Source organism: Promicromonospora soli (assembly GCF_014653785.1).
Lineage (GTDB): Bacteria > Actinomycetota > Actinomycetes > Actinomycetales > Cellulomonadaceae > Promicromonospora > Promicromonospora soli.
This window is the reverse complement of the sequence record NZ_BNAS01000011.1, coordinates 51617-73836: the sequence shown is the minus strand read 5'-3', so window position 1 is coordinate 73836 and position 22220 is coordinate 51617. Positions and strand designations below refer to the sequence as shown.

Below are 22220 nucleotides of genomic sequence, written 5' to 3'. Positions count from 1 at the left end.
CGCGCCTGGGTCGCCGTCACCGTGTTCTTCACCGCCTCGAGCTCACCCAGCAGGTCCACCCACTCGGCCAGCACCTGCCTCGACCCAGGGCCGCCCGTGTCCGTGCCGCCCGGCAAGATCATGCCTGCCAGGCGCTCGCGCACCGCCCGGACGTCTGCCGCATGGGTGACCGCACCGCCAAACGGCACCGACGGGACTTGGCCGTCTACCGTTCGAGGCTGCTGGTCACTTGATCGCGTCATGACACCAAGTTATCGGACATGCGTTCGATCCGCTCGTGGAAGCGGTGCCATCTGCCCACAGCAGAACCTGCGCCCGAGACGCCGATCATCGTATGTCTGGGTGACGGTCGTCTACGACGATGGCAGCATTCAGCGCTACGCCGACGACAAGTACGGCGCCGATACGGTCGCTGTGCAGTCGGCGCTCCGCGACATCAGGTAGCTCGATCTCGGGCCAACCACGACCGACGACGAGCCCACGAACCATGAGCACCATCGACCAGCGGCACGCACCGGTGAATACTGAGCCGATGCGCCAGGCATTCGCCCACGAGGCCGTCGTCGCCATGGAGGCGGACGGCGATATCCGAGCACTCGGCGCAGCCATCACGGTTGCGCTGTGCGGGCACTGGGAGCACGACCCGCCATGCCCGCTGGCGCCACATCACACCGCCGCGGAGCGCTTCGGCGCGAAGATCCGGCTACGGGTGCTCTTCGCTACCGATCCCGCGGCTGAGGCGGATGTCCGCGGCCGGATCGAAGGAGCCTTGGCTCGGACCGGCCTCAACGGCCCAGACGGGGTCACGACGCGTTGGCAGGTCCACAGCGCGCGGCCCAGCCCCGTCCGGGAAGACGAGGCCGAGCACGCCGAACGACTCGTCCAGGCTTGAGCTACGACTGGAGCGCTAGTCCTGCTGCCCGATCCGGCGGATAGCCTCAAGCGGGTAGGGCGCCGCGCGGCTCTCCCGCTGGAATCGGCGATAGAAGTCCCCCACCACTGCGGCGACCGGCGCGTCGCGTACCAGAACTGCCGCGACCGCCGCTGGAATTCCCCCCGGCGACACCCCCTGGGCGCAGGAGCGCACAAACGCCTTGCGTTCTTCTGGTCCATACCCGTACAGAGCGACGGCCAGCCAGTTCACCAGGTGCGTGGCGGCGTACCACCGGTCGTAGCCGCGGTGTTCGTCGAAGAAGTCGGCCTCGCCCTGCGTGAGCTCGAAGCGGGAGGAGATCGAGAGACCGTAGTCGGCGAAGAAGAGCCGCCTGCCGTCGGTCAGGATGTTCTCGAAGTGGGAGTCGAAGTGCAACAGCCCGCGGGCGTTCATGAACGAGATGCCGGCTCTCAGCTCGTTGTCCACCATGGCGCAGGCCCGCTCGGCGACCTCGTCGCCGGCCCTGATCTGGACGCCCAGCCAGTCGTGCAGGTTCTGCGGGATGTACTCCAGGAACAGCATGAGGCTCGCCGAGGACTGCTGCAGAGACTCGATCCTGCGGCGTACTCCCGATCCGCCTCCCCAGTAGGTGACAGCTCGTTCCACATCGGCCAGCTCCTCGGGAAGTGGCTGGCCAAAGTCAGGTAGCACGCGCCAGTGGTACATCAAGGGGAATCCCTCGTAGTCCCCCGCGATCACCCAGTTCGTCGTCATGGTGTGCACGGCCAGCTCCCGCCAGGCTCCGAACCCTGGGCCGCCGATGGTGCCGACGCCGTAGTGGCAGAAGTTCGGTAGTCCGAACAGATTCGCTGTGGAGCGAACGTTCTCCGGCCGTCGCTCCAGATCGGTAAGGCGCACCTGCTTGACGAAGACCGAGGTTCCTTCGACCTCCAGCAGGACCGTCTTCCCGCCGATGCCGGAACCGAACGGTGTGGCGGCGTCCACGAGCTCGCGCAGTCTGCGATCGCTGCACAGCGACAGAGATGTGGAAACGGCTCCGTGGGCGGCCAGACGAGGACCGCGGGACATGTCAGGGCTCTTCAACGCTGCCTCCAGCTGGTGGACGGGCCCGCTGCGACCGGGGAACCGGACACGCCCTAGGCGTCACGCGCCGTGACGTGGCCTGCCAGGAGGCGTCCGAGGAACCACATGGCCGACTGCGTGTAGTCGAGCGAGTGGTTGACGTGCGTGGCGCCCGGGCGCGCGGGTCGCCAGGTCGAAGTACAAGTTTCCGGCCCCGGAAAGCTCCCAGTCCAGGACGGTCAGCCGCCCGTAGTCGGCGATGATGTTGAAGCGGTAGAAGTCGTTGTGGCAGTAGGCGTTGCGGTCGCCTCGTGCGGCAGCGCGGGCCTCGATGGCGTCGACCTCCCGCAGCACGCCGTCCAGACCGTCGGGCATCGACACACCGAGACGGCGCGCGCCGTCCAGGTAGGTGCGCACGAGCCAGAACGGCTCGCACCGCCGGTCCATGCCGTCGAGCGCGTGCACCTCGGTGAGAACCCGGGCCAGCTCGCGGATGTACCGCGGCTCGTGGGACTGCTCGGGCGTGACCAGTGCGCCGGGAACCAGCGCGGTCAGCAGGTAGTCCTCGCCCGCGGCGAGCACCTGCGGGGCGACGCCTCGTCCGGCCGCGGCGCGGATCGCCGCGGCCTCGCCCGCTCGGCTCAGACCCAGGACGTCGTTCTGCTGACCGTTGAGGCGCAGGACGGCATCGACCTGGCCCCCCGTCACACGGTAGGTCTCGTTGGAGAACCCGCCGTCCAGCGGCTCGGCCACAGCGGTGGGCATGCCCGCCTCGGCCAGGATCTCGACGACATCTCTCATCAGACCGGACATTACCGGCTCCAGGCTAGAGACGTTCGCCGGACTGGACCTAGGCCCTTGCGTTCGGCGCCAGGTGTGGCCTGGGACAGCGCCTGGGCACGACGAAGGCCTCGCCGGAAAATCCGGCGAGGCCTTCTACATAGGGCTGAGCAAGTGGAGCTGCCGGGAATCGAACCCGGGTCCGGTATCGGTTTTCGAGGACTTCTCCGGGCGCAGTCTGCTATGGATTTTCTCGGCCCCCGTGCTCGCGCAGACACGTTCACGGACAGGCCCAGTCATCTGAGTGTTCCCGTAGCCCCGATGACGAGAGCTACGAGCAGTGGCTTCCTAGATGACGCCGGCTACTGGGACGGAAGCAGGTTCCCAGGCCGACGGAGTTGGAAGTCGCTCAGGCGGCGAGTTCGAACTCGTTGCGCGAGTTATCGGCAACTATTGGTTTACAGGCATCGTTTACGAGATAAGCCTGCATCCTCGGCCCGCTTCTCCTCGAAGCACGACCACCGTCGAAACCGATCAGCCCCTATGTTGTTTTCAACGTGCCCCGCCCGAGCTACACCCGTGCGGAACGTCTCCAGTCTAGGCGATGAACCCCCTGCACGGGAACGTTATTCCGGTAACAGTCGGCGGGGTCAGCGGGGTCAGCTGAGCATCTCCTTCTGGCGCATCGCCCGCTGCGCCTCGCGCATGTCCTGCTGCTCGCGCAGGGTCTGACGCTTGTCGTACTCCTTCTTGCCGCGCGCGAGCGCGATCTCGACCTTGGCGCGTCCGTCCAGGAAGTACAGCGACAGCGGGATGAGGGTGTGCCCCTTCTCCCGCGACTTCGACTCCAGCCGCGCGATCTCCTCGCGGTGCAGCAGTAGCTTGCGCCGGCGCCGCGGCGCGTGATTGTTCCACGTGCCCTGGAAGTACGCGGGGATGTGCACGTTCTCGAGCCAGGCCTCGCCGCGGTCGATGTTGGCGTAGCCGTCCGTGAGGGACGCCCGCCCCATCCGCAGCGCCTTGACCTCTGTGCCCGAGAGCACGAGCCCGGCCTCGAAGACGTCCTCGATCACGTAGTCATGACGGGCCTTCTTGTTGTTCGCCACGATCTTGCGCGGATCGTCCTTCTTGGCCATGGTCTCCCTCCGGGGACTGCTGGTGCGGCGTACCCCGTGCGGGCAGCGCGACGTCCCAGTTTACGCGCCATACCTGCGTGGCCCAGGCATTTACAGCCAGGTCATCGGGTCCACCACCGAGCCGTTGACGTACAGCTCGAAGTGCAGGTGGCAGGCCGTCGAGGTACCGGTGGTGCCCGAGTAGCCGATGACCTGCCCGCGCGAGACCCGCTGCCCCTGCGAGACGGCGAACGACGTGAGGTGGTTCGAGCTCGTCATCACGCTGCTGCCGCCCGACGAGTAGCCGTGGTTGATCAGCACCTGGTTGCCCAGTCCCTCGAGATAGCGCGCGTACAGCACGATGCCGTCCGCGGCGGCCAGGATCGGTGTGCCGCAGTACGCCCGGAAGTCGGTGCCCGCGTGCAGGCGGGAGTACTGCAGCACCGGGTGGAACCGCATGCCGTACGAGGAGGTGATGACGGGGCTCGCCGTCGGGTAGCTGAGGAAGGACAGGCTCCCGGCACCGCTGCCGCCGCCGGAGGAGGACCCGCCACCCGACGACGCCTCTTCCTCCGCCCGCTGCCGGGCCAGGCGCTCGTCCCGCTCCTTCTGCTCGCGGATGATCCCCTTGAGGTCGGACTCGATCGAGCTCAGCTCCTGCTCGTTGTCACGCATGTTCCGCAGCGCGACGTTCTTGCGCTGCTCGATGCGCGCCTTGAGCCGCTCCTGCTCGGCGATCAGCTCCTCGATCTCAGCCTTGCGCTCGGCCGCTGCCTGCTTGGCCTGCTCCTTGGACCGCACGTTCTCGTCCGCCAGGCGCTTGAGCTCGGTCACCACCTGGCGGATCGCGGACAGCCGCGCCTGCAGGTTGCGGGCGGTCGCCTCGGCGTCCTGCAGCTCGGCGAGCGTGCGCGCCCGGATCCGGGCGGCCGACGACGAGACCGAGTACCCGTCGATGAACTCCTCGGTGCTCTGCGCGCCGGTCACGAGGCCGAGCGTCGACGCGTCGCCGGAGCCGCGGAACTCCTCGCGGGCCATCTGCGCGATGTCGTCGCGGGCGCCCTCGACCTTGCCGGAGCCGTCCTGGAGCTGCTGGGTGACCTGCGCCTCCTCCATCTGCGCGTCGGCCAGCCGCTGAGCGAGGATGGCTGCCTCCCGCTCTGCGCGCTCCAGCTCGGCCTCGGCGACTGCGAGCTCGGCCTCGGCCACGGGCAGCCGGCCCTCGACCCGGTTCAGCTCGAGCACGGCGTCGGCGAGCCGGGTGTCCGTGTGCTCCAGCTCGGCCTCGAGGCTCTCCCGCTCCTTCTCCTTGGCCTCCTGCTGGCGCTCGGCGGCGGCGCGCCGGTCGTCGAGGTCGTCGGCGGAGACGGCGGTCCCGCCGCCCACCAGGAGCACGATCGCGAGCGCCGTCGCGAGGGAGCCGCGGCCGCGGACCCTGGACATGGGGTTTCGGGGAGTAGCCATCAGATCCTCGTGTACCGGTTCAGAGTGAAGAAGGACGAGAGGGCGGCCAGGGCGACGGCCATGATCACGAGCAGCGGCGCGACGCGGAGCACGTCGACCTCCGACACGTAGGCCACCCAGTCGACCGACCGTTCGAGCCAGTCGCTGACCATGAACCGCACGGCGAGCCACAGCCCACCACCGGCGAGCAACGAGCCCAGCACGGCCGCCAGCGCGCCCTCCAGCAGGAACGGCAGCTGGATGAACAGGTTGGACGCGCCCACCAGGCGCATGATCTCGGTCTCCTTGCGCCGCGAGACGGCGCTCAGCCGGATCGTGGTGGTGATCAGCAGGACCGCGGCCAGGAGCATGACGCCGGCCAGCCCGGCCGCGAGCAGGGTGGCGACGTTGAGCGTGCGGAACAGTGGCTCGAAGACTGCCCGCTGGTCCTCGACGATCTCCACGCCGTCGCGCCCGGACAGCACGTCGCTCACGACTGCGAACTGCTCGGCGTCGGTCAGCTTGAGGCGCAGGGAGGCCTGCATGTCGTCGGCGGTGAGCTGCGTGCCCTGGTAGCCGTCCGGATAGCGCTCGCTGAAGGCCTCGAACGCCCGCTCCTTCGACTCGAAGTAGACCTTGCTCACCTCGGTGGAGAGCTCCGTATCGATGATCTTCCGCACGGCTTCGACCTGGTCGTCGGTCGCCTCGCCGGTGGCACACGTCGGCGCCACCGAGCCCTCGGGGCAGAGGAACACCGACACCTCGACGAGGTCGTACCAGTCGTCCTTGAGCTTGCCGATCTGCGCCTGCAGCAGGGCGGCCGCACCCACGAACGTCAGCGACACGAACGTCACGAGCACCACGGCCACGACCATGGTGGTGTTCCGGCGCAGGCCGGAGAAGACCTCACCCAGCACGAACTGGAAGCGCACGGTCAGACCTCCCGCACGATCTGGACGGGCGCGCGCGTACCGCTGCCCGGAGCATCGAGCACGGGCGACGCGCCGACATGAGGCAGGATCGCCTCGCGCTCCCCGTAGCCGCCGCGCGCCTCGTCCCGGACGACTACGCCGTCGGACAGCTCGACTACGCGACGCCGCATCTCGTTCACTATCTCGTCGTCGTGCGTGGCCATGACCACGGTGGTGCCGGTGCGGTTGATGCGGTCCAGCAGGCGCATGATGCCCAGCGAGGTGGTGGGGTCGAGGTTGCCGGTCGGCTCGTCGGCCAGGAGGATCTGCGGGCGGTTCACGATGGCGCGCGCGATGGCGGCGCGCTGCTGCTCGCCGCCCGACAGCTCGGTGGGCATGCGTTTGCCCTTGCCGGCCAGGCCCACCATGTCCAGCACCTCGGGCACGGTGTCCCGGATGACGTGGCGCGGCTTGCCGATCACCTGCAGGGCGAAGGCCACGTTCTCGTGGACCGTCTTGTTCTGCAGCAGGCGGAAGTCCTGGAACACCACGCCGAGCTGACGGCGCAGCGTGGGCACGCGCCACCCGGAGAGGTTCGCGACGTCCCGCCCCGCTACGTAGACCCGCCCGCGCGTGGGCCGCTGCTCGCGCAGCACCAGCGACAGGAAGGTGGACTTGCCCGAGCCCGAGGCCCCCACGAGGAACACGAACTCGCCACGTTCGACGTCCACGGAGACCTGGTCGAGGGCAGGCCGCGCGCCGCGCGCGTAGACCTTCGACACGTTCTCGAACCTGATCACGAGCCCGACACTAGGTGCGGCGGTGGGTGGCGTGTCCGGCGGACACGCCGACAAACCGCACCCGGTCACGCATCAGCGGCGCGTGATATCGGCCATTTCTCCCAGCAACCGGCATTTCACCCGGCCGCCGCCGACGGCGTCAGCTCGCCGAACCGCCCCGGCGCCAGCGGATGCCGGCCTCGATGAAGTCGTCGATCGCGCCGTCGAACACGGCCTGGGGGTTGCCCGACTCGTGCTCCGTGCGCAGGTCCTTGACCATCTGGTACGGCTGCAGCACGTAGGAGCGCATCTGGTCGCCCCAGCTGGCCTTGATGTCGCCGGCCATCTCCTTCTTCTTCGCGGCCTCCTCCGCCTTGCGCAGCAGCAGCAGGCGCGACTGCAGCACGCGGTAGGCGGCCGCACGGTTCTGGATCTGCGACTTCTCGTTCTGCATCGCGACGACGACGCCGGTGGGGATGTGCGTCATGCGCACCGCGGAGTCCGTGGTGTTCACGGACTGCCCGCCGGGTCCCGAGGAGCGGTAGACATCGATCTTGAGCTCGGACTCCGGGATGTCGATGTGGTCCGTCTGCTCGATGAGCGGGATCACCTCGACCGCCGCGAACGACGTCTGCCGGCGGCCCTGGTTGTCGAACGGCGAGATGCGCACCAGGCGGTGCGTGCCCGCCTCGACCGACAGGTTCCCGAACGCGTACGGCACGTTGACCTCGAACGTCGCCGACTTCAGGCCCGCCTCCTCCGCATAGGAGGTGTCGCCGACCTTGGTGGGGTAGCCGTGGCGCTCCGCCCAGCGCAGGTACATGCGCATCAGCATCTCGGCGAAGTCCGCGGCGTCCACGCCGCCCGCGCCCGCGCGGATCGTCACGACGGCCTCGCGCGAGTCGTACTCGCCGTTCAGCAGGGTGCGCACCTCGAGGGCCGCGAGATCCTTGCGGATCTTGGCGACCTCCTCCTCGGCCTCGGTGAGCGAGTCGGCGTCGTCCATCTCCACGCCGAGCTCGACGAGCGTCTCGACGTCGTCGATGCGCGCGCGGAGCTTCTCGACCCGGTCGAGCTCGGACTGGGCCGCCGACAGCGCGGAGGACACCCGCTGGCCTTCGTCCGGGTCGTCCCACAGGTTGGGCGCCGACGCCTGCTCGGACAGCTCGGCGATCTTCGCCTGCAGGGCGGTGGGGTCGCTCACGGCCTCGATGGAGTCGAGGGTGGCGCGGAGCGCCTTGATCTCTGCGGGAAAGTCGTTGGTTGCCACGATGTTCAAGGTTACCCGCGCAAGCCGGTGCCCGACGCCGGTAAGTCCGACGCCGGCTCGAGGAGCTCAGCGAGCCCCGGGCTCCGGCAGCTCGCGGCCGAACATCTTGGCCGTCGCGCGAGCGCTCGGGGTGCCGGCGTCGACGTCGGCACCGTGCTCCATCAGCACCCGGATCACGTCTGACTCGTTCTTGAAGATCGCCCCCGCGAGCGGCGCCTGGTTCTTGCTGTTCAGCCGGTTCACGTCCGCGCCGCGCTCCGCGAGACCGGCCGTGAGCTCCGCATGCCCGTGATAGGCCGCCAGCATCAGCAGGGAGTTGCCCGCCTCGTCGGTCAGATCCACCGGCAACCCGGCGTCCACCAGGTCCAGCAGCACGTCCGCACCCTGTCGGGCGAGGTCGAAGAGCTGCTGCGGCTCGAGGCGCGCGCCGCCCTCCGGGTCGCTCATGTCCGGCTGGTTCTTTTCCGGGTCGCTCATGCCGCCCAACCTAACGCGGCGGCCCGGGTCGTCGCTCGGGGGCGAAATTCTCTCTCGCCCCGCAGGGCGGCTGCTCATGGTCACCACCACTTCGGGACCTGGGTGGTCGTCACGTACTCGCTCGGGTGGTAACCGTCCCGCGTCGCGACGACCTTGACCCGGAGGTCGTGCTCCCGCCGGTAGCTGTAGATGTAGCTCATCTCCCGCTTGGAGCACTCGGACTTGCCGATGACCCGCTGCGCCGTGAGGTCGTACCAGCACCACTGATAGCTGGCGTCCGGGTCCTGGTTCACGTGGCAGTATCCGGACCATCGTTCGACCGCCTCCTTCCGCTCGAAGGTGATCTCACACGCCGGTGCGTTCGCCGTAGCCGGCTGTGCCGTTTCGGCGGACGACGACGGTGCTGCCGCGGACTTCGACGCCGACGGGCGGGCCGCCGCCGGCGTGTCGTCGGGCCACCACGCGGCGGCCGCCGTGACGCCGCCGACGACGAGCACGAGCCCGGCCGCGACGAGCCCGGCGAGGAGCCCCACACGCTTCCTGCCGGGCGGCCGGACTGGGTCGTCTTCGTGGTCCGGCATCGTCGTGGGCATCGGCTGCGCGACATCCACGGCGCGCAGCTCGGTCGCGGCGGCGGGCAGGTCCGAGTAAGTGGGCTGGGGCAAGCGGGTCATCGGCAGGTCCACGCCACCTGCCGGCTGGATCGCGGCGGCCAGCAGGGCCGGCGTCGTCGGCCGGGCTGCGGGATCCTTGGCCAAGCACGCCCCGACGAGCCCGCGCAGGCCTGCCGGGAGCGCCTCCAGCTGCGGCTGCTCGTTGACCACCCGCATGCCGACCGCGGCGGAGGCCCCCGTCCCGAACGGCGGCCGGCCCGTTGCCGCAACGTACGCCACCGCACCCAGGGACCATACGTCGGTCGCGGCGGAGACCTGCTCGCCCAGCGCTTGTTCCGGCGACATGTACTGCGGGGTGCCCACCTGCAGGCCCGTCGTCGTCAGCGACGTCCCCTCCGGGTCGGCAACGATCCCCAGGTCGAGCAGGATCGGCCCGGCCGGGCCGATCAGGATGTTGGCCGGCTTCACATCACGGTGAATCAGGCCCTCGGCATGGATCGCGTCCAGAGCCCGGGCCACGCCCACCACCAGCTCCCGCACCGCTGGCTCCGGCAGCACGCCCACCTCGGCAACGACCTGGGCCAGGGTCGGTCCGGGCACGTACTCGGTGGCCAGCCACGGCGTCGGCGCCTCGACGTCGTAGTCGATCACCGCGGCCGTCTGCTTGCTGCGCACCCGCGTCGCGGCGGCGACCTCACGCCGGAAGCGGGCCCGGAACTCGTGCTCGCCCACCCGCTCCGGGTGGATCACCTTGATGGCCAGCGCCCGTCCGTTGGGCGTCGCACCGAGATAGACGGCGCCCATGCCGCCGCTCCCGATCCTGCCCCGGACCTCGTACCCACCCAGCTTCTGCGGATCCCCGGCGACCAGCGGCTTGATCTGCGGCTGCGGCACACCTGCCGCGATGTCGGACAGCACAGCCTGCTCCCTCGATGTGGTCGACGAGATTGCTGATGACCAGCACAAACTCCGGGCCGACTATAACGAGCCCCGACCTTCGAAACTCACATACAAGGTGAATGGCTCCGCGTCCGCGAGCTCACCACGCTCGTGCCGTCGACGACGCCGAGACGGTGATCCCGCCGCCGAACGAGTCAGTGAACCAGCGCAGCAGCGGCGGCCGGGACACGCCCGCCAGGGTCACCCGGGCCGAGCGGCCATCCGGCGACGACGCCTCGGCCACCGCCACGGGCAGCCCCGGCGGATGCTCGGCCAGGTACTGCTCGACGGCGGCACGCACCCCGGTGTCGGACAGGGTGAGGGAAGCGCCGTCGGCGGGTGCGCCGACGCCCGTGTAGAAAGCGTCCGGGGACATCGCGTCCGCGGCGTCGGCCGCCGCGAGGTCCGCGACGTCGTAGAGCGCCTTGCGGTCCAGGTGGACAGCGCTCGCGGAGGCGACCACCGCGACCAGCATCAGCGCGAACGCGACGAACGCGGCGGTCAGCAGCATGATCCGGCCGCTCTCCGGGTCGCGTCCGCTGTGGTCGCGTCCGCTGTGGTCGGCAGGGCTCATCCGCTCATTGTGTCCGGGCCGCACGGTCCCGGCGCGGCGGAGGTTTGAAAGCCGGCCCTGACATCCCTGCTCACAGCACCGGGCCCCCGACCGTCCGAGGTTAGAAAACGTTTAGCGAGAGGACTTGACACCGGGGGTGAGAAATCGAAATCCTTTTCCACGCCCGACGGGCCAACGACGGCACGTCCAGCACGAAGGGATCACCGATGACCCGATCACCCAACCCATCGCGCCCCCGGCGCAGGTTGCGAGCCATCTCGCTCGCCACGCTGACCGCTGTAGTCCTCACCACCGGTGTGGCAGCCACCTCTGCACAGGCCGCCGGCAGCACGCTGCAGGCCGCCGCCGCGGAGTCAGGCCGTTACTTCGGCACCGCCATCGCGGGGTTCAGGCTGAGCGACTCGGCCTACACGACCATCGCGAACCGCGAGTTCAACATGATCACCGCCGAGAACGAGATGAAGATCGACGCGACCGAGCCGAACCAGAACCAGTTCAGCTACGGGGCAGGCGACCAGATCGTGAACTGGGCACGTAGCAACGGCAAGCAGGTCCGTGGGCACACCCTGGCCTGGCATTCGCAGCAGCCGGGCTGGATGCAGAACATGAGCGGCTCCGCCCTGCGGTCCGCGATGCTCAACCACGTCACCCAGGTCGCTACCCACTACCGCGGCCAGATCCACTCCTGGGACGTGGTGAACGAGGCGTTCCAGGACGGATCCTCCGGCGCCCGGCGCGACTCGAACCTGCAGCGCACCGGCAACGACTGGATCGAGGCGGCGTTCCGCGCCGCCCGGGCCGCCGACCCGAACGCCAAGCTCTGCTACAACGACTACAACACGGACGACTGGACGCACGCGAAGACGCAGGCCGTGTACAACCTGGTCCGCGACTTCAAGGCCCGCGGCGTGCCCATCGACTGCGTGGGCTTCCAGTCCCACTTCAACTCGCAGAGCCCCGTGCCGGGCAACTACCAGACCACGCTGTCGAGCTTCGCGGCGCTGGGCGTCGACGTCCAGATCACCGAGCTCGACATCGAGGGCTCCGGCACCGCGCAGGCCGACAACTATCGCAGGGTGGTCCAGGCCTGTCTCGCCGTCTCCCGCTGCACGGGAATCTCCGTGTGGGGTGTCCGCGACACCGACTCGTGGCGTGCCAGCGGCACCCCGCTGCTGTTCGACGGCAACGGCAACAAGAAGCCCGCCTACACCGCCACGCTCAACGCGCTGAACGCCGGCTCCACCAACCCGCAGCCCGGCGGCTGCACGGTCGCCGTCACCAGGTCGACCGAATGGGCCGACCGGTTCAACGTCTCGCTCGCGGTCTCCGGCAGCTCGACGTGGCGGGTCTCGATCCAGCTGCAGGGCGCGCAGAGCCTGCAGAACTCCTGGAACGCCACGGTCTCCGGCACGTCCGGCACACTGACGGCGACGCCGAACGGGGCCGGCAACAACTTCGGCATCACGGTCTTCAAGAACGGCAACACCAACCTACCCACGGCAACCTGCTCGGTCCCCTGACGGGCTGACCTGCCCAAAACGGCGGCGGCCCGCACCTTCCCCGAGGAGGATGCGGGCCGCCGCTGTCGTGCGCCTCACGGCCGGGCCTGCGTGTATCTGTCGACCGTTCCGGTCCGGGCCGCCTCGACCGGGACGGACAGCGGCACCCAGCTGCGCACGGCGTCGGGCAGCAGGGGCAGTGGCACCTCGACCCGGACGACGGCGCCCACGGCGCCGCCCGGCGTCAGGCACGGGGACGACGAGCACTCCAGGCTGAGCACGCCGGCATCGCGCGCGAAGCCCTGGTCCGCGAGGGCGATACCGACTGCGGTCTCGGCGCGGGCCGCCCCCGCCGACGACGACTCCGCCGTGACCATCGCGCGGACCGCCTCCCGGGCTGCGCCCTCGGCGGCGAACGCACCGGCCTGGACACGCCCCAGCGTCACCACGAGGTAGACGAGCGGGATCAGCAGGATCAGCGCTACGCCGAGGAACTCGACCATGGCGGAGCCGCGCTCCCCCGCCGGACCAGCGCCCCTCACAGCTCCTCCAGCGCGTGGCCCCGCACCGTCAGCGTCCCGCCGGGCCCGAGCAACCCGACCACGGGCAGCGGCGTGCGCACCGTCACCTCGGTGACCGCGGAGCCGTCGAGCGTGGCCCGGCGCGCGGTGACGTCGCGGGCGTAGTCGCCGGTCAGGGCGTCGGCCAGGAGCGCCCGGGTCCGGGCCACACCGTCAGCCGGGGTGCGGTCGGCGCGGGCCGCGACGCGAGCGCCCTCAGCCGCTGCGTCGGTGGCGAGAGATCGGACGTGCACCGCGAGCGCCACCTGGACCACGCCGAGCAGCAGCGCCAGGACCAGCACGGAGACCAGGAGGAACTCGACGGCCGCGGAGCCGTGCTCGGACCGGCCGGAGCTCACCCCTGTCCGGTGACGCTGCTGATCGCCTGCCGGAACGCGTCCTCGAGCAGCGGGCCCGCGACCGCCCAGAGCGCGACCACCAGTCCGGCGGTCATCAGCGTGACGAGTACCCAACCGGGCACGTCGCCCCGTTCAGGGTCCAGCTCGCGATCCTTGCTCATGGCACGTCCTTTCGTCAGCGGACCCGTTCGCAGAGTCATGTCAGAGCCCGATCCTCAGAGTGGCAAGGCTCGGGAAAACAGCGAAGATGACGGTCACTGGAAGCACCAGGAACACCACGGGGATCATCATCAGGATCTCCTTGCGGCCGCCCGCTTCCAGGAGCGAGCGGCGGCCTGCCTCACGGACGTCGTGGGCCTGGGCCCGCAGCACGTCGGCCAGGGGCGTGCCGCGTTCCAGCGCGACCACCACGCCCTCGGCGAACCGCGACAGGGGCGGCAGGCCGGACCGGTCCGCGAGCGCGGTCAGGGCGGCGGTCACGGGCGCTCCGGCGCGCACCTCGGCGACCATGCGCCGGATCTCGGCGGCCAGCTCGCCGCGCGCCGTCGAGGCCACGCGTTCGAGGGCGGCAGGCGGGCTCTCCCCCGCCGCCACGGCCAGGGCGAGCAGCTCCGCGATGGTCGGCAGCTCGGCGAGCAGCCGCTCCTCGCGCCGCCGGACCTGCAGGGTGAGGGCCTGGTCGCACGCCACGTAGCCGCATCCGCCCGCGACGACGACGAGCGCCGCCAGCGGGACTACCGCGGCCCCGCGGGTCGCCGCGAGCAGCAGTGCGATCCCCAGGCCGGCGGCGAGCCCGGCCACCGTCCACACAACCTGCCGGGCCCGGAAGTGGTCGACAGACTCCGCGGACCCGGCGCGGTCGAGCCGTCGTCGCACCTCCTCGCGGGGCGAGCCGAACCTTTCGAGCCGCGCGCCGACGTCGTGCAGGCCGAGGAGGCGGACCACCGCCGAGGTGCGGCTGACCTCGCGCAGGAGCGTCGAGGTCGCGTCGCGCGGGCGCAGGTACGGCGCGAGCCGCTCGTCGAGGGTGACGGCACGCGCCCGCAGGCGGGCCAGCACGATCAGGATCCCCAGCGCGACGCCGAGGCCCGCGAGCGCCCCCGACGCCCAGCCCGTCACCGCAGCACCCTGCGCTCGGCGGGCAGGCGCCCGATCCGCAGCATCGCCCGGTAGGCGACCAGGGCGCAGAGTCCGCCGGTGACCAGCACCGTGATCCCGGCGGGCGAGTCGTAGGCGCGGGCCGTCTCCGGCCGGGTGGAGAGCAGGGCGAGCACCACCCACGGTCCGGCGACCGCTACGCGGGCGCCGTTGACGGTCCAGCTCTGTCGTGCCTCGAGCTCGCCGCGGGTCGCGGCGTCCTCCCGCAGGAATCCGCTGAGCGTCCGCAGGAGCCGGCCCAGGTCTTGGCCGCCGACCTCCCGCGTGAGGCGAAGGGCTTCGATGATCCGGTCGGCCACCGGGTCCGCGAGGCGCTCCTTGAGTGCGTCGAGCGCGTCCCCGAACCGGCCGCCGGCCCGGTAGTCGTGCGCGAAGCGGCCGAACGGCTCCCGCAGCTCGACCGGCCCGCGGTGCCCCAGCTGGGCCACCGCCTCGGGCAGCGACAGCCCGGCCCGCACCCCTGAAGAGAGGTGGTCCACGACCTCTGGCCAGACCTCCCGCAGTGCACGACGACGGCGGCGTGCCCGTGCGCGGACCAGCATCACGGGGCCGGGCGCGGCCAGCACCGCGAAGCATGCGGCGATGGCTGGTGAGCGGGTCAGGACGAGCGCCAGCAGCAGGGTCACGACGCCCAGCGCCGCGCAGGCACCCACGAGCATCGCGGGCGTGACCGATGGCGCTCCGGCCTGCGTGAGCAGGTCCCGGGTGCGCATCTGCCAGGTCACCCGGCCGACGGCGCGCGGCGTCGGGGCCCAGAACGACCACCACACGCAGAACACACCGGCACCCAGGAGCAGTCCCGCCACGACGCCCATCAGCGCGCCGCCCAGGGACCGGCGCCCGCGCGGGCCTCGGGACGCGCGCCGACGGGAACGACGCGCGGGTCGGCGAGCAGCGCCCGCACGTCGATCCCGGCACGCTCGAACCGGTCCTCGCCGGGCGGCATCCCGTCGCCGCGGCGCAGGTCGCCCCCGGCGTCCCGGTCGAAGATCCCAGCGGTCTCGATGCGCCCCTCCTCGACGCGGCCGGTCACCGCGACGATCTCGCGCACCTGCCGCCGGACCAAGCCGTCGGCCGCCCTGCTCAGGCCGAGGTGCACCACGAGGTCCACCGCGGAGGCAACGGTGGGTACCACGAACCGGTCGGACACGTTCTCGCCCGCGAGCAGCGGGAGCGTGGTCATCTTGGCGACTGCCTCGCGCGCCGTGTTGGCGTGCAGCGTGCACATCCCGGGGATGCCGCTGTTCAGGGCGATGAGCAGGTCGAACGCCTCGGCCTCGCGGACCTCGCCGATCACTATCCGGTCGGGACGCATCCGCAGGGCCTCCTTGACCAGGCGCCGCAGCGGCACCTCGCCCGTGCCCTCGAGGTTCGCCGGGCGGGTCTGCAGCGCCACGTGGTCGCGGACCGGGAGGCGCAGCTCCCAGACCTCCTCGGCCGAGATGACCCGCTCAGAGCCGGGGATCGACCCGGCCAACGCATTGAGCATCGTGGTCTTGCCGGCCTGGGTCTGGCCCGACACCAGCACGTTCAGCCCTGTCCGCACCGCGGCGTCGAGGAAGGTAGCGGCCTGGGCGGTCAGCGACCCGAGCCGCACCATGTCCGCGAGCGAGTGGGCCCGCACCACGTGCTTGCGGATGTTCACCGCGAGGTGCGCGCGGGTTATGTCAGGGATGACGACGTGCAGCCGCTCGCCGCCCGGCAGCCGCGCGTCGACGAACGGGCTGGACAGGTCGAGGCGTCTCCCCGAGGTCTTGAGCATGCGTTCCACCAGGTCACGCACCTGCTCGGTGGTCAGGACCGTGCTGGTCAGCTCGGGCACGCCGCGCCGCGCGACGTAGACGTGCGTCGGCGAATTGATCCAAATCTCCTCAATCTCCGGATCGTTGAGATACGGCTGCAGAGGCCCGAATCCACCGACCGTGTCGATGACCTCCTGCACTGCCCCATCCACGTCGGTCAGCGGCTGGACGGCACCCCGGGCCGCGCGTTCGGCGTAGTCCGCAGCCGCTTCGCGCACCAATACTTCGAATCGCTCAGATTCGGCCATCGGGTCAAGCCCACGTCGACGGACGAGCTCCCGCACCTCACGTTCAAGCAAGACAGACCCATCGGCTCGCGCCTCGTACCGGTCATGTGCGACCGCGGCAGCATCGCCGGCACCATCCCAAGCCCCTTGGCCCACTCGTTCCCGTTTCACCACAGCAGACATGCCGCCCTCCCCCAAGCTCGCGCTGGTGGTATCGCTTCCGACGCGACCCCCTGCGGATCACCACCGCTCCGACTGTATGAAGATCCACCCGGATCCGCGCGCCACAGTCGGGAAGCCTGTGGATAGCCCCCGAGCTCCGAGCCCGCGAGCAAGCCCCTACGCGGCGCGGGCGGCGTCGATGAGTCCGCGCAGTCGCACGAGCTGGAAGCGCGAGACCTCCTCGGCGTCCTCGTCCTCGGCGAAGACGTTCGACACGATGAGGGCGTCGTCGCGGTCGAGGTATCCGGTGCTCGCGAGCTCACCGAACAGCTCCACCCAGTCGACGTCGCCGTCGCCGATGCGCAGGTGCTGGTGCACCCGGGCGGTGTTGCCCGGCGGGTTGGAGATGTATCGCAGCCCGTGGGAGCGGCGGTGGTCGAAGGAGTCCGCGGCGTAGACAGCCCCGAGGCGGTCGCCGAGGTCCGGGACGAGGGTGGTAGCACGGTCTCCGTAGTGGAAGGTGTGCGAGCCCACGTACACGAAGCCGACCGAGGCCGAGTTCAGGCCGCGGATGACGCGCCACGCCTCGAGCCCGTCCTCGACGAAGTCGTCCGGGTGCGGGTCGATGTTCAGGCGCAGGCCCTCCTGCTCGATGCGGGGCAGGATGACCTCCATCGACCGGTAGAACGCGGCCTCGGAGTCCTCGGACCGCTCGGGGCGGCCGCTGAACTCCGTGTTGATGACCGGGACCTCCAGCTCGACGGCGAGCTCGATCACGCGCAGGAAGTTCCGCACGGCCGCCTCGCGCTGCGGCTCGTCGGGCCACGAGATGCGCTGCACCGGCAGGATGGCGGGAATCGCGACCCCGGCATCGGCGGCACGCTTCCGCAGGGCGGCCACGAGCCCGTCGTCCGCCTTCGGGTACCGGAAGAACGGCGTGAAGTCCGCGTGCGGCGTGAGCTGCATCGCGTCGTAACCGAGCCTGGCCACGACATCGGGGAAGTCAAGCAGGCCGTTGTCGTGGTGGAAGGGCGTGGGGTCAAGGGCGATCGTCACCATGGTGGTGTCCTCTCAGCTCTAGGCGTGGAACGCGGGGCGCTCGGGCGCGCCGTCGTGCGGGGCAGGGAGTCATCCGAGCAGCGGTCGCTGCTTGGCCTTGTCGACGAGGTAGTCGCGGTAGGCGCTCCTCGTCACTTCGAGCTCCGCCTCCGGGGCGACGGGGACGTCCCACCAGCCCTCGCCGTCCGGTGCGTACACGAGCGGGTCGGACTCGAGGTGGATCACCGTCGACCGATCGGACGCCTTCGCGGTCGCGATGGCGGACTTCAGCTCCTCGATCGACTTGGGGCCGGGGGCGACCTCGATGACGTCGACGCCGTAGGAGCGCGCGTTAGCGGCGAGGTCGACCGGGAGGGTCTCGGTGCCCTCGAAGTTGCGGGCGTTCTCGTCGTAGGTGCGGTACTTGGTGCCGAACCGGTCCGACCCGACGGTCTCGGACAGGTGCCCGATCGAGGCGTAGCCGTGGTTCTGGATGATGATGACGATGACCTTGAGGCCTTCGGCCACGGCGGTCACGAGCTCGGTGTGCAGCATCAGGTACGAGCCGTCACCGACCATGACGATGACGTCGCGGTCGGGTGCGCCGCGCCGGACGCCGAGCCCGCCGGCGATCTCGTAGCCCATGCAGGAGAACGCGTACTCGACGTGGTAGCCCAGCGGGTCGCGCACGCGCCAGAGCTTGTGCAGGTCTCCGGGCAGCGAGCCGGCGGCCTGCACGATCACGTCGGTCGGGTCGCTCGCGCCCTGCACGGCGCCGATGATCTCGGCCTGGCCGGGCCGGTCGGCGCCGGACGGGGCGAACGCGGTGTCGACGGCTGTGTCCCACTCGCGGTTCTCGCGCTCGATGCGTGCGGTGTAGGCCGGCGCCACGCGGTGTCCCTCGAGCTCGTGGGCCAGGGCCGCCAGGGTCTCGCGGGCGTCGGCGACCACGGGCAGCTGCGAGCCGTGCTTGTACGCGTCGAATGCGGCGACGTTGATGTTCACGAACCGCACGCCGGGGTCCTGGAACACGGTGCGGCTGGCGGTGGTGAAGTCGCTGTACCGGGTGCCGACGCCGATGACGAGGTCGGCGTCGGCGGCGAGGCGGTTCGCGGCGGTCGTGCCGGTCGCGCCGATGCCGCCGAGGTACTGCGGGTGGTCCCACGGCAGCGACCCGCCGCCGGCCTGTGACGTGCCGACCGGGATGCCGGTCGCCTCGACGAGGCGGCGCAGCACGTCCTCGGCGCCCGAGTAGATGACGCCGCCGCCGGCGACGATGACGGGCCGCCTCGCCGCGCGGACGGCGGCGACCGCACGCTCGAGCGGACCCCGTTCGGGCAGCGGACGGCGGACGTGCCACTCCCGCTCCTGAAGGAACTCCAGGGGCACGTCGAACGCCTCGGCCTGCACGTCCTCGGGGAGAGCGATCGTGACGGCGCCGGTCTCGGCGGGGTCAGTGAGCACACGCATCGCCGCGAGCGCGATCGAGTAGAGCTGCTCCGAGCGCTGCACGCGGTCGAAGAACCGTGACAGCGGGCGGAAGGCGTCGGTCACCTGGACGCCGATGTCGTGCGGGAGCTCGAGCTGTTGCAGCACGGGGTCGGCCACGCGCGTGGCGAACGTGTCGCTCGGCAGCAGCAGGGCCGGCATCCGGTTGCTGGTGGCAAGAGCGGCACCGGTCAGCATGTTCGCGGCGCCCGGGCCGACGGACGCCGCTGACGCGAACGTCGCGCGACGGCGGTGCATGCGGGCGTATCCGACCGACTGGTGCACCATGGCCTGCTCGTTGCGGGCCTGGTAGTACGGCATCAGGTCGGGCTCGAGCTCGTTCGCCTGACGCAGGGCCTGGCCGATGCCGGCGACGTTGCCGTGCCCGAAGATGCCGAACACGCCGGGTATGGTGCGCTCCCGGATGTCGCCGTCGACGGTCCACTGGCGGGCGAGGAACTCGACGAGGGCCTGGGCCACCGTCATCCGCTTGGTCTGCACGGTCGTCACAGTCCTTCCTGGTGGGTGGCCTGGCGGGCCGTGTAGGGCAGCCGGGGGTCGATGGTCTGGGTCTGCCAGCTGGAGCGGACCCACGCGTGGGCGGGGTCGTCGCTGATGAGCCACTCGCGCTCGGCGTCGGGCCCGGCCATGACGTTGATGTAGTAGAGGTCGTAACCGGGTGCCGCGACGGCCGGGCCGTGGTAGCCGTACGGCACGAGCGCGACGTCGCCCGTGTGCACGATCGAGGTCACGTCGATCTCGCCGGCGGGCGAGGAGTAGGTGGCGAACATGCCGAACGGCTCGGCGTCCGCGGGCGCGTCGAGGCCGCGCGCGGGGGCCGACTCGAAGTAGTAGATCTCCTCGAGCCGCGACTCGTGGCCCGCGATGTGCTCGTCGTGCTTGTGTGCTGGGTACGACGACCAGTTCTCGGCCGGCGTGATCACCTCGCACACGATCAGCTTCTCAGCGTCGAGCACGCCGGGCGTGCCGAAGTTGTGCACCTGCCGGCTCGACCGGCCGGCGCCCCGGAGCTCGACCGGCACCTCGTCCTTGGCGATCACCCGCAGCTGGTGCCGCTCGGTCGCCGGGGCCTCCGCGACGGCGACGCGGCCCGGACCGGAGATCACCGCCTCCGTCCCGACGGGGAGGTAGACGACGTCGGTCGGACCGTCGAAGACGGACGACCGGCCTTCGAGCTCCACGGTGCCGGACTCGACGGCGCCCGAACCGTCGGACGAGGTCCACGCGACCTCGCAGCCACCGGTGAGCGGCACGACGATCCGCTCGACGTCGGCGGCGGGCAGGTCACGTGAGCCACCGTCGCCGAGGTCGGCCACGCGAAGGCCGGTGTGCACCCAGCCGTCGAGCGTCGCCTCGACGACGCTCTTCCAGCCGTCCTGGGAGAGCGTCCCGCGCGGGCGGAACCATGCGTTGCGTGCGTGCATCGCGTGCCTCACTCCTTTGTGATCCGTGCGTCGTCAGTCGTTCTTCGGGAACCCGAGGTTGATGCCGCCGTGCTTGGCCGGGTCGAGCCAGCGCGACGTGACCGCCTTCTCGCGCGTGAAGAAGTCGAAGCCCTGGATGCCGTAGGCCTTCGAGTCGCCGAACAGCGAGTTCTTCCATCCGCCGAACGAGTAGTACGCCACCGGCACCGGGATCGGGACGTTGATCCCGATCATGCCGACCTCGATCTCGTTCTGGAAGCGACGAGCGGCACCGCCGTCGTTCGTGAAGATCGCGGTGCCGTTGCCGAACTCGCCGGAGTTGATGAGGTCCACGCCCTGCTGGAAGCTCTCGACGCGCACGATCGAGAGCACCGGGCCGAAGATCTCCTCGGTGTAGGCACGGCTCGTCGTGGGCACGCAGTCGAGCAGGGTCGGCCCGAGCCAGAAGCCGTCGGCCGCGCCGTCCACCTCGATGCCGCGGCCGTCGACGACGACCGTCGCGCCGTCCTCGGCCGCGATGTCGATGTACGAGACCACCTTGTCGCGGTGCTGGGCCGTGACGAGCGGGCCCATGTCGGGCTCGCGGCGGCCGTCGCCGACGCGGAGCCTTGCGATGCGCTCGGTGATCTTTTCGATGAGCTCGTCGGCGACGGGCTCGACGGCGAGCACGACGCTGATCGCCATGCAGCGCTCGCCGGCCGAGCCGTAGCCCGAGTTGATGGCCTGGTCGGCCACGAGGTCGAGGTCGGCGTCCGGGAGGACGAGCATGTGGTTCTTCGCGCCGCCGAGCGCCTGCACACGCTTGCCGTGCTTGGCGGCGGTCTCGTAGATGTACTTCGCGATCGGCGTGGAGCCGACGAACGAGATCGCCTTGACCTCGGGATGGGTGAGCAGGCCGTCGACGGCGAGCTTGTCGCCCTGCAGGACCGTGAACACGCCGTCGGGCAGACCCGCCTCCTTCCAGAGCTCGGCCATCCAGACCGCGGCCGACGGGTCCTTCTCGCTCGGCTTGAGGACGACGGAGTTGCCGGCGGCGATCGCGATGGGGAAGAACCACATCGGCACCATGGCGGGGAAGTTGAACGGGCTGATGATGCCGACCACACCAAGGGGCTGCTTGGTCGAGTACACGTCGATGCCCGTCGAGACGTTCTCGGAGTAGGCACCCTTGAGGAGGTGCGGGAACCCGGTGGCGAGCTCGACGACCTCGAGCCCGCGCTGCACCTCGCCCGCGGCGTCGGAGACAACCTTGCCGTGCTCGCTCGTGATGATCTCGGCCAGCTCGTGCTTGCGCTCGTTGAGCAGCTCGCGGAAGCGGAACACGACGGCCTGGCGCTTGGTCATGGACGTCGCCGCCCAGCCGGGGAACGCGCGCGCGGCCGAAGCGATCGCGGCTTCGACCTCCGCCTCGTCGGCGAGGGCGACCTCCTTGGTCTGCTTGCCGATCGCAGGGTCGTAGACGGGCGCGGTGCGCCCGCTGCGGGAGGTGTGGTAGGTGCCGTCGATCCAGTGGCCCACGACGGGCAGGCCACCCTCCTCGACGAAGGGATCGGCGACCGGCAGGTTCTCGGTGCTGTGGCTCATGGTGGTTCTCTGCTTCCTTTGCGGTCAGGCGGTGGTCAC

23 protein-coding genes and 1 other RNA gene are annotated in these 22220 nt (G+C 70.4%); 2 read left to right on the top strand and 22 right to left on the bottom strand.

All coding sequences use genetic code 11. The annotated features are described in order from the left end of the window. A partial coding sequence (locus tag IE250_RS23865; protein WP_189671822.1) for a hypothetical protein occupies window positions 1-242 on the bottom strand: 242 nt, incomplete at its 3' end. A 245-nt stretch (window positions 243-487) separates the two neighbouring features. On the opposite strand from IE250_RS23865, the gene IE250_RS23860 reads away from it, so the two are divergent. Continuing rightward, complete coding sequence (locus IE250_RS23860) at window positions 488-892, top strand: hypothetical protein (RefSeq protein WP_229872728.1); 405 nt, start codon at window positions 488-490, stop codon at window positions 890-892. A gap of 15 nt (window positions 893-907) precedes the next feature. On the opposite strand, the gene IE250_RS23855 is transcribed toward IE250_RS23860, so the two are convergent. The 11 genes from IE250_RS23855 to IE250_RS23805 all read right to left on the bottom strand — a co-directional run bounded on the left by IE250_RS23855 (window position 908) and on the right by IE250_RS23805 (window position 10859). Next, complete coding sequence (locus IE250_RS23855) at window positions 908-1879, bottom strand: protein kinase family protein (RefSeq protein WP_229872727.1); 972 nt, start codon at window positions 1877-1879, stop codon at window positions 908-910. A gap of 159 nt (window positions 1880-2038) precedes the next feature. Beyond that, on the bottom strand, window positions 2039-2758 hold the full coding sequence (locus tag IE250_RS23850; RefSeq protein WP_189671810.1) for a phosphotransferase: 720 nt from the start codon (window positions 2756-2758) through the stop codon (window positions 2039-2041). Window positions 2759-2909: 151 nt separating this feature from the next. Next, window positions 2910-3279: a transfer-messenger RNA gene (gene ssrA, locus IE250_RS23845) on the bottom strand. 117 nt (window positions 3280-3396) lie between these two features. Continuing rightward, window positions 3397-3873 carry an SsrA-binding protein SmpB gene (gene smpB / locus IE250_RS23840; protein ID WP_108491525.1) on the bottom strand — a complete coding sequence of 159 codons (477 nt, stop codon included), beginning with the start codon at window positions 3871-3873 and terminating at the stop codon, window positions 3397-3399. 90 nt (window positions 3874-3963) lie between these two features. Then, window positions 3964-5316, bottom strand: a complete 1353-nt coding sequence (locus IE250_RS23835) for a M23 family metallopeptidase (RefSeq protein ID WP_189671809.1) — start codon at window positions 5314-5316, stop codon at window positions 3964-3966. Continuing rightward, on the bottom strand, window positions 5316-6227 hold the full coding sequence (gene ftsX, locus IE250_RS23830) for a permease-like cell division protein FtsX (RefSeq protein ID WP_189671808.1): 912 nt from the start codon (window positions 6225-6227) through the stop codon (window positions 5316-5318). Before ftsX ends, IE250_RS23835 begins: the two co-directional genes overlap by 1 nt. A gap of 2 nt (window positions 6228-6229) precedes the next feature. Beyond that, window positions 6230-7006 (bottom strand): cell division ATP-binding protein FtsE, encoded by a 777-nt coding sequence (ftsE, locus tag IE250_RS23825; RefSeq protein WP_189671807.1) that lies wholly within the window; start codon window positions 7004-7006, stop codon window positions 6230-6232. Between the two features lie 139 nt (window positions 7007-7145). Further along, on the bottom strand, window positions 7146-8255 hold the full coding sequence (gene prfB / locus IE250_RS23820; protein WP_189671806.1) for a peptide chain release factor 2: 1110 nt from the start codon (window positions 8253-8255) through the stop codon (window positions 7146-7148). 66 nt (window positions 8256-8321) lie between these two features. Then, window positions 8322-8732, bottom strand: coding sequence for an ankyrin repeat domain-containing protein (locus IE250_RS23815; RefSeq protein WP_373301736.1), 411 nt, complete (start codon window positions 8730-8732; stop codon window positions 8322-8324). 80 nt (window positions 8733-8812) lie between these two features. Further along, window positions 8813-10264 (bottom strand): serine/threonine-protein kinase, encoded by a 1452-nt coding sequence (locus IE250_RS23810; protein ID WP_189671805.1) that lies wholly within the window; start codon window positions 10262-10264, stop codon window positions 8813-8815. A gap of 121 nt (window positions 10265-10385) precedes the next feature. Next, window positions 10386-10859 (bottom strand): hypothetical protein, encoded by a 474-nt coding sequence (locus tag IE250_RS23805; RefSeq protein WP_189671804.1) that lies wholly within the window; start codon window positions 10857-10859, stop codon window positions 10386-10388. A gap of 206 nt (window positions 10860-11065) precedes the next feature. Here IE250_RS23805 and IE250_RS23800 point away from each other — a divergent pair, with 206 nt between their 5' ends. Next, the gene (locus IE250_RS23800; RefSeq protein ID WP_189671803.1) at window positions 11066-12379 is read left to right on the top strand and encodes a glycoside hydrolase family 10 protein; all 1314 of its coding nucleotides are present in this window, start codon (window positions 11066-11068) and stop codon (window positions 12377-12379) included. Between the two features lie 74 nt (window positions 12380-12453). Here the strand turns inward: IE250_RS23800 and IE250_RS23795 are convergent, their stop codons facing one another. The 10 genes from IE250_RS23795 to IE250_RS23750 form a co-directional block, all read right to left on the bottom strand. Beyond that, window positions 12454-12900 (bottom strand): pilus assembly protein, encoded by a 447-nt coding sequence (locus IE250_RS23795; RefSeq protein WP_189671802.1) that lies wholly within the window; start codon window positions 12898-12900, stop codon window positions 12454-12456. Further along, window positions 12897-13277 (bottom strand): TadE/TadG family type IV pilus assembly protein, encoded by a 381-nt coding sequence (locus tag IE250_RS23790; protein WP_189671801.1) that lies wholly within the window; start codon window positions 13275-13277, stop codon window positions 12897-12899. Before IE250_RS23790 ends, IE250_RS23795 begins: the two co-directional genes overlap by 4 nt. Beyond that, window positions 13274-13438 (bottom strand): hypothetical protein, encoded by a 165-nt coding sequence (locus tag IE250_RS23785; protein WP_189671800.1) that lies wholly within the window; start codon window positions 13436-13438, stop codon window positions 13274-13276. Before IE250_RS23785 ends, IE250_RS23790 begins: the two co-directional genes overlap by 4 nt. Window positions 13439-13478: 40 nt before the next feature. Further along, window positions 13479-14396, bottom strand: a complete 918-nt coding sequence (locus IE250_RS23780; protein WP_189671799.1) for a type II secretion system F family protein — start codon at window positions 14394-14396, stop codon at window positions 13479-13481. Next, on the bottom strand, window positions 14393-15250 hold the full coding sequence (locus tag IE250_RS23775) for a type II secretion system F family protein (protein ID WP_189671798.1): 858 nt from the start codon (window positions 15248-15250) through the stop codon (window positions 14393-14395). Before IE250_RS23775 ends, IE250_RS23780 begins: the two co-directional genes overlap by 4 nt. Beyond that, entirely contained in the window at window positions 15250-16455 is a 1206-nt protein-coding gene (locus tag IE250_RS23770; RefSeq protein ID WP_229872726.1) for a TadA family conjugal transfer-associated ATPase, read from the bottom strand. Before IE250_RS23770 ends, IE250_RS23775 begins: the two co-directional genes overlap by 1 nt. A gap of 348 nt (window positions 16456-16803) precedes the next feature. Then, window positions 16804-17685, bottom strand: a complete 882-nt coding sequence (locus IE250_RS23765; RefSeq protein WP_189671796.1) for a sugar phosphate isomerase/epimerase family protein — start codon at window positions 17683-17685, stop codon at window positions 16804-16806. Window positions 17686-17754: 69 nt separating this feature from the next. Next, window positions 17755-19638 (bottom strand): 3D-(3,5/4)-trihydroxycyclohexane-1,2-dione acylhydrolase (decyclizing), encoded by a 1884-nt coding sequence (gene iolD, locus IE250_RS23760; protein WP_189671819.1) that lies wholly within the window; start codon window positions 19636-19638, stop codon window positions 17755-17757. 20 nt (window positions 19639-19658) lie between these two features. Then, complete coding sequence (gene iolB, locus IE250_RS23755) at window positions 19659-20597, bottom strand: 5-deoxy-glucuronate isomerase (RefSeq protein ID WP_189671795.1); 939 nt, start codon at window positions 20595-20597, stop codon at window positions 19659-19661. Between the two features lie 33 nt (window positions 20598-20630). Continuing rightward, window positions 20631-22181: a CoA-acylating methylmalonate-semialdehyde dehydrogenase gene (locus IE250_RS23750; protein WP_189671794.1), complete on the bottom strand. Its 1551-nt coding sequence runs from the start codon at window positions 22179-22181 to the stop codon at window positions 20631-20633. Window positions 22182-22220 lie beyond the last annotated feature (39 nt).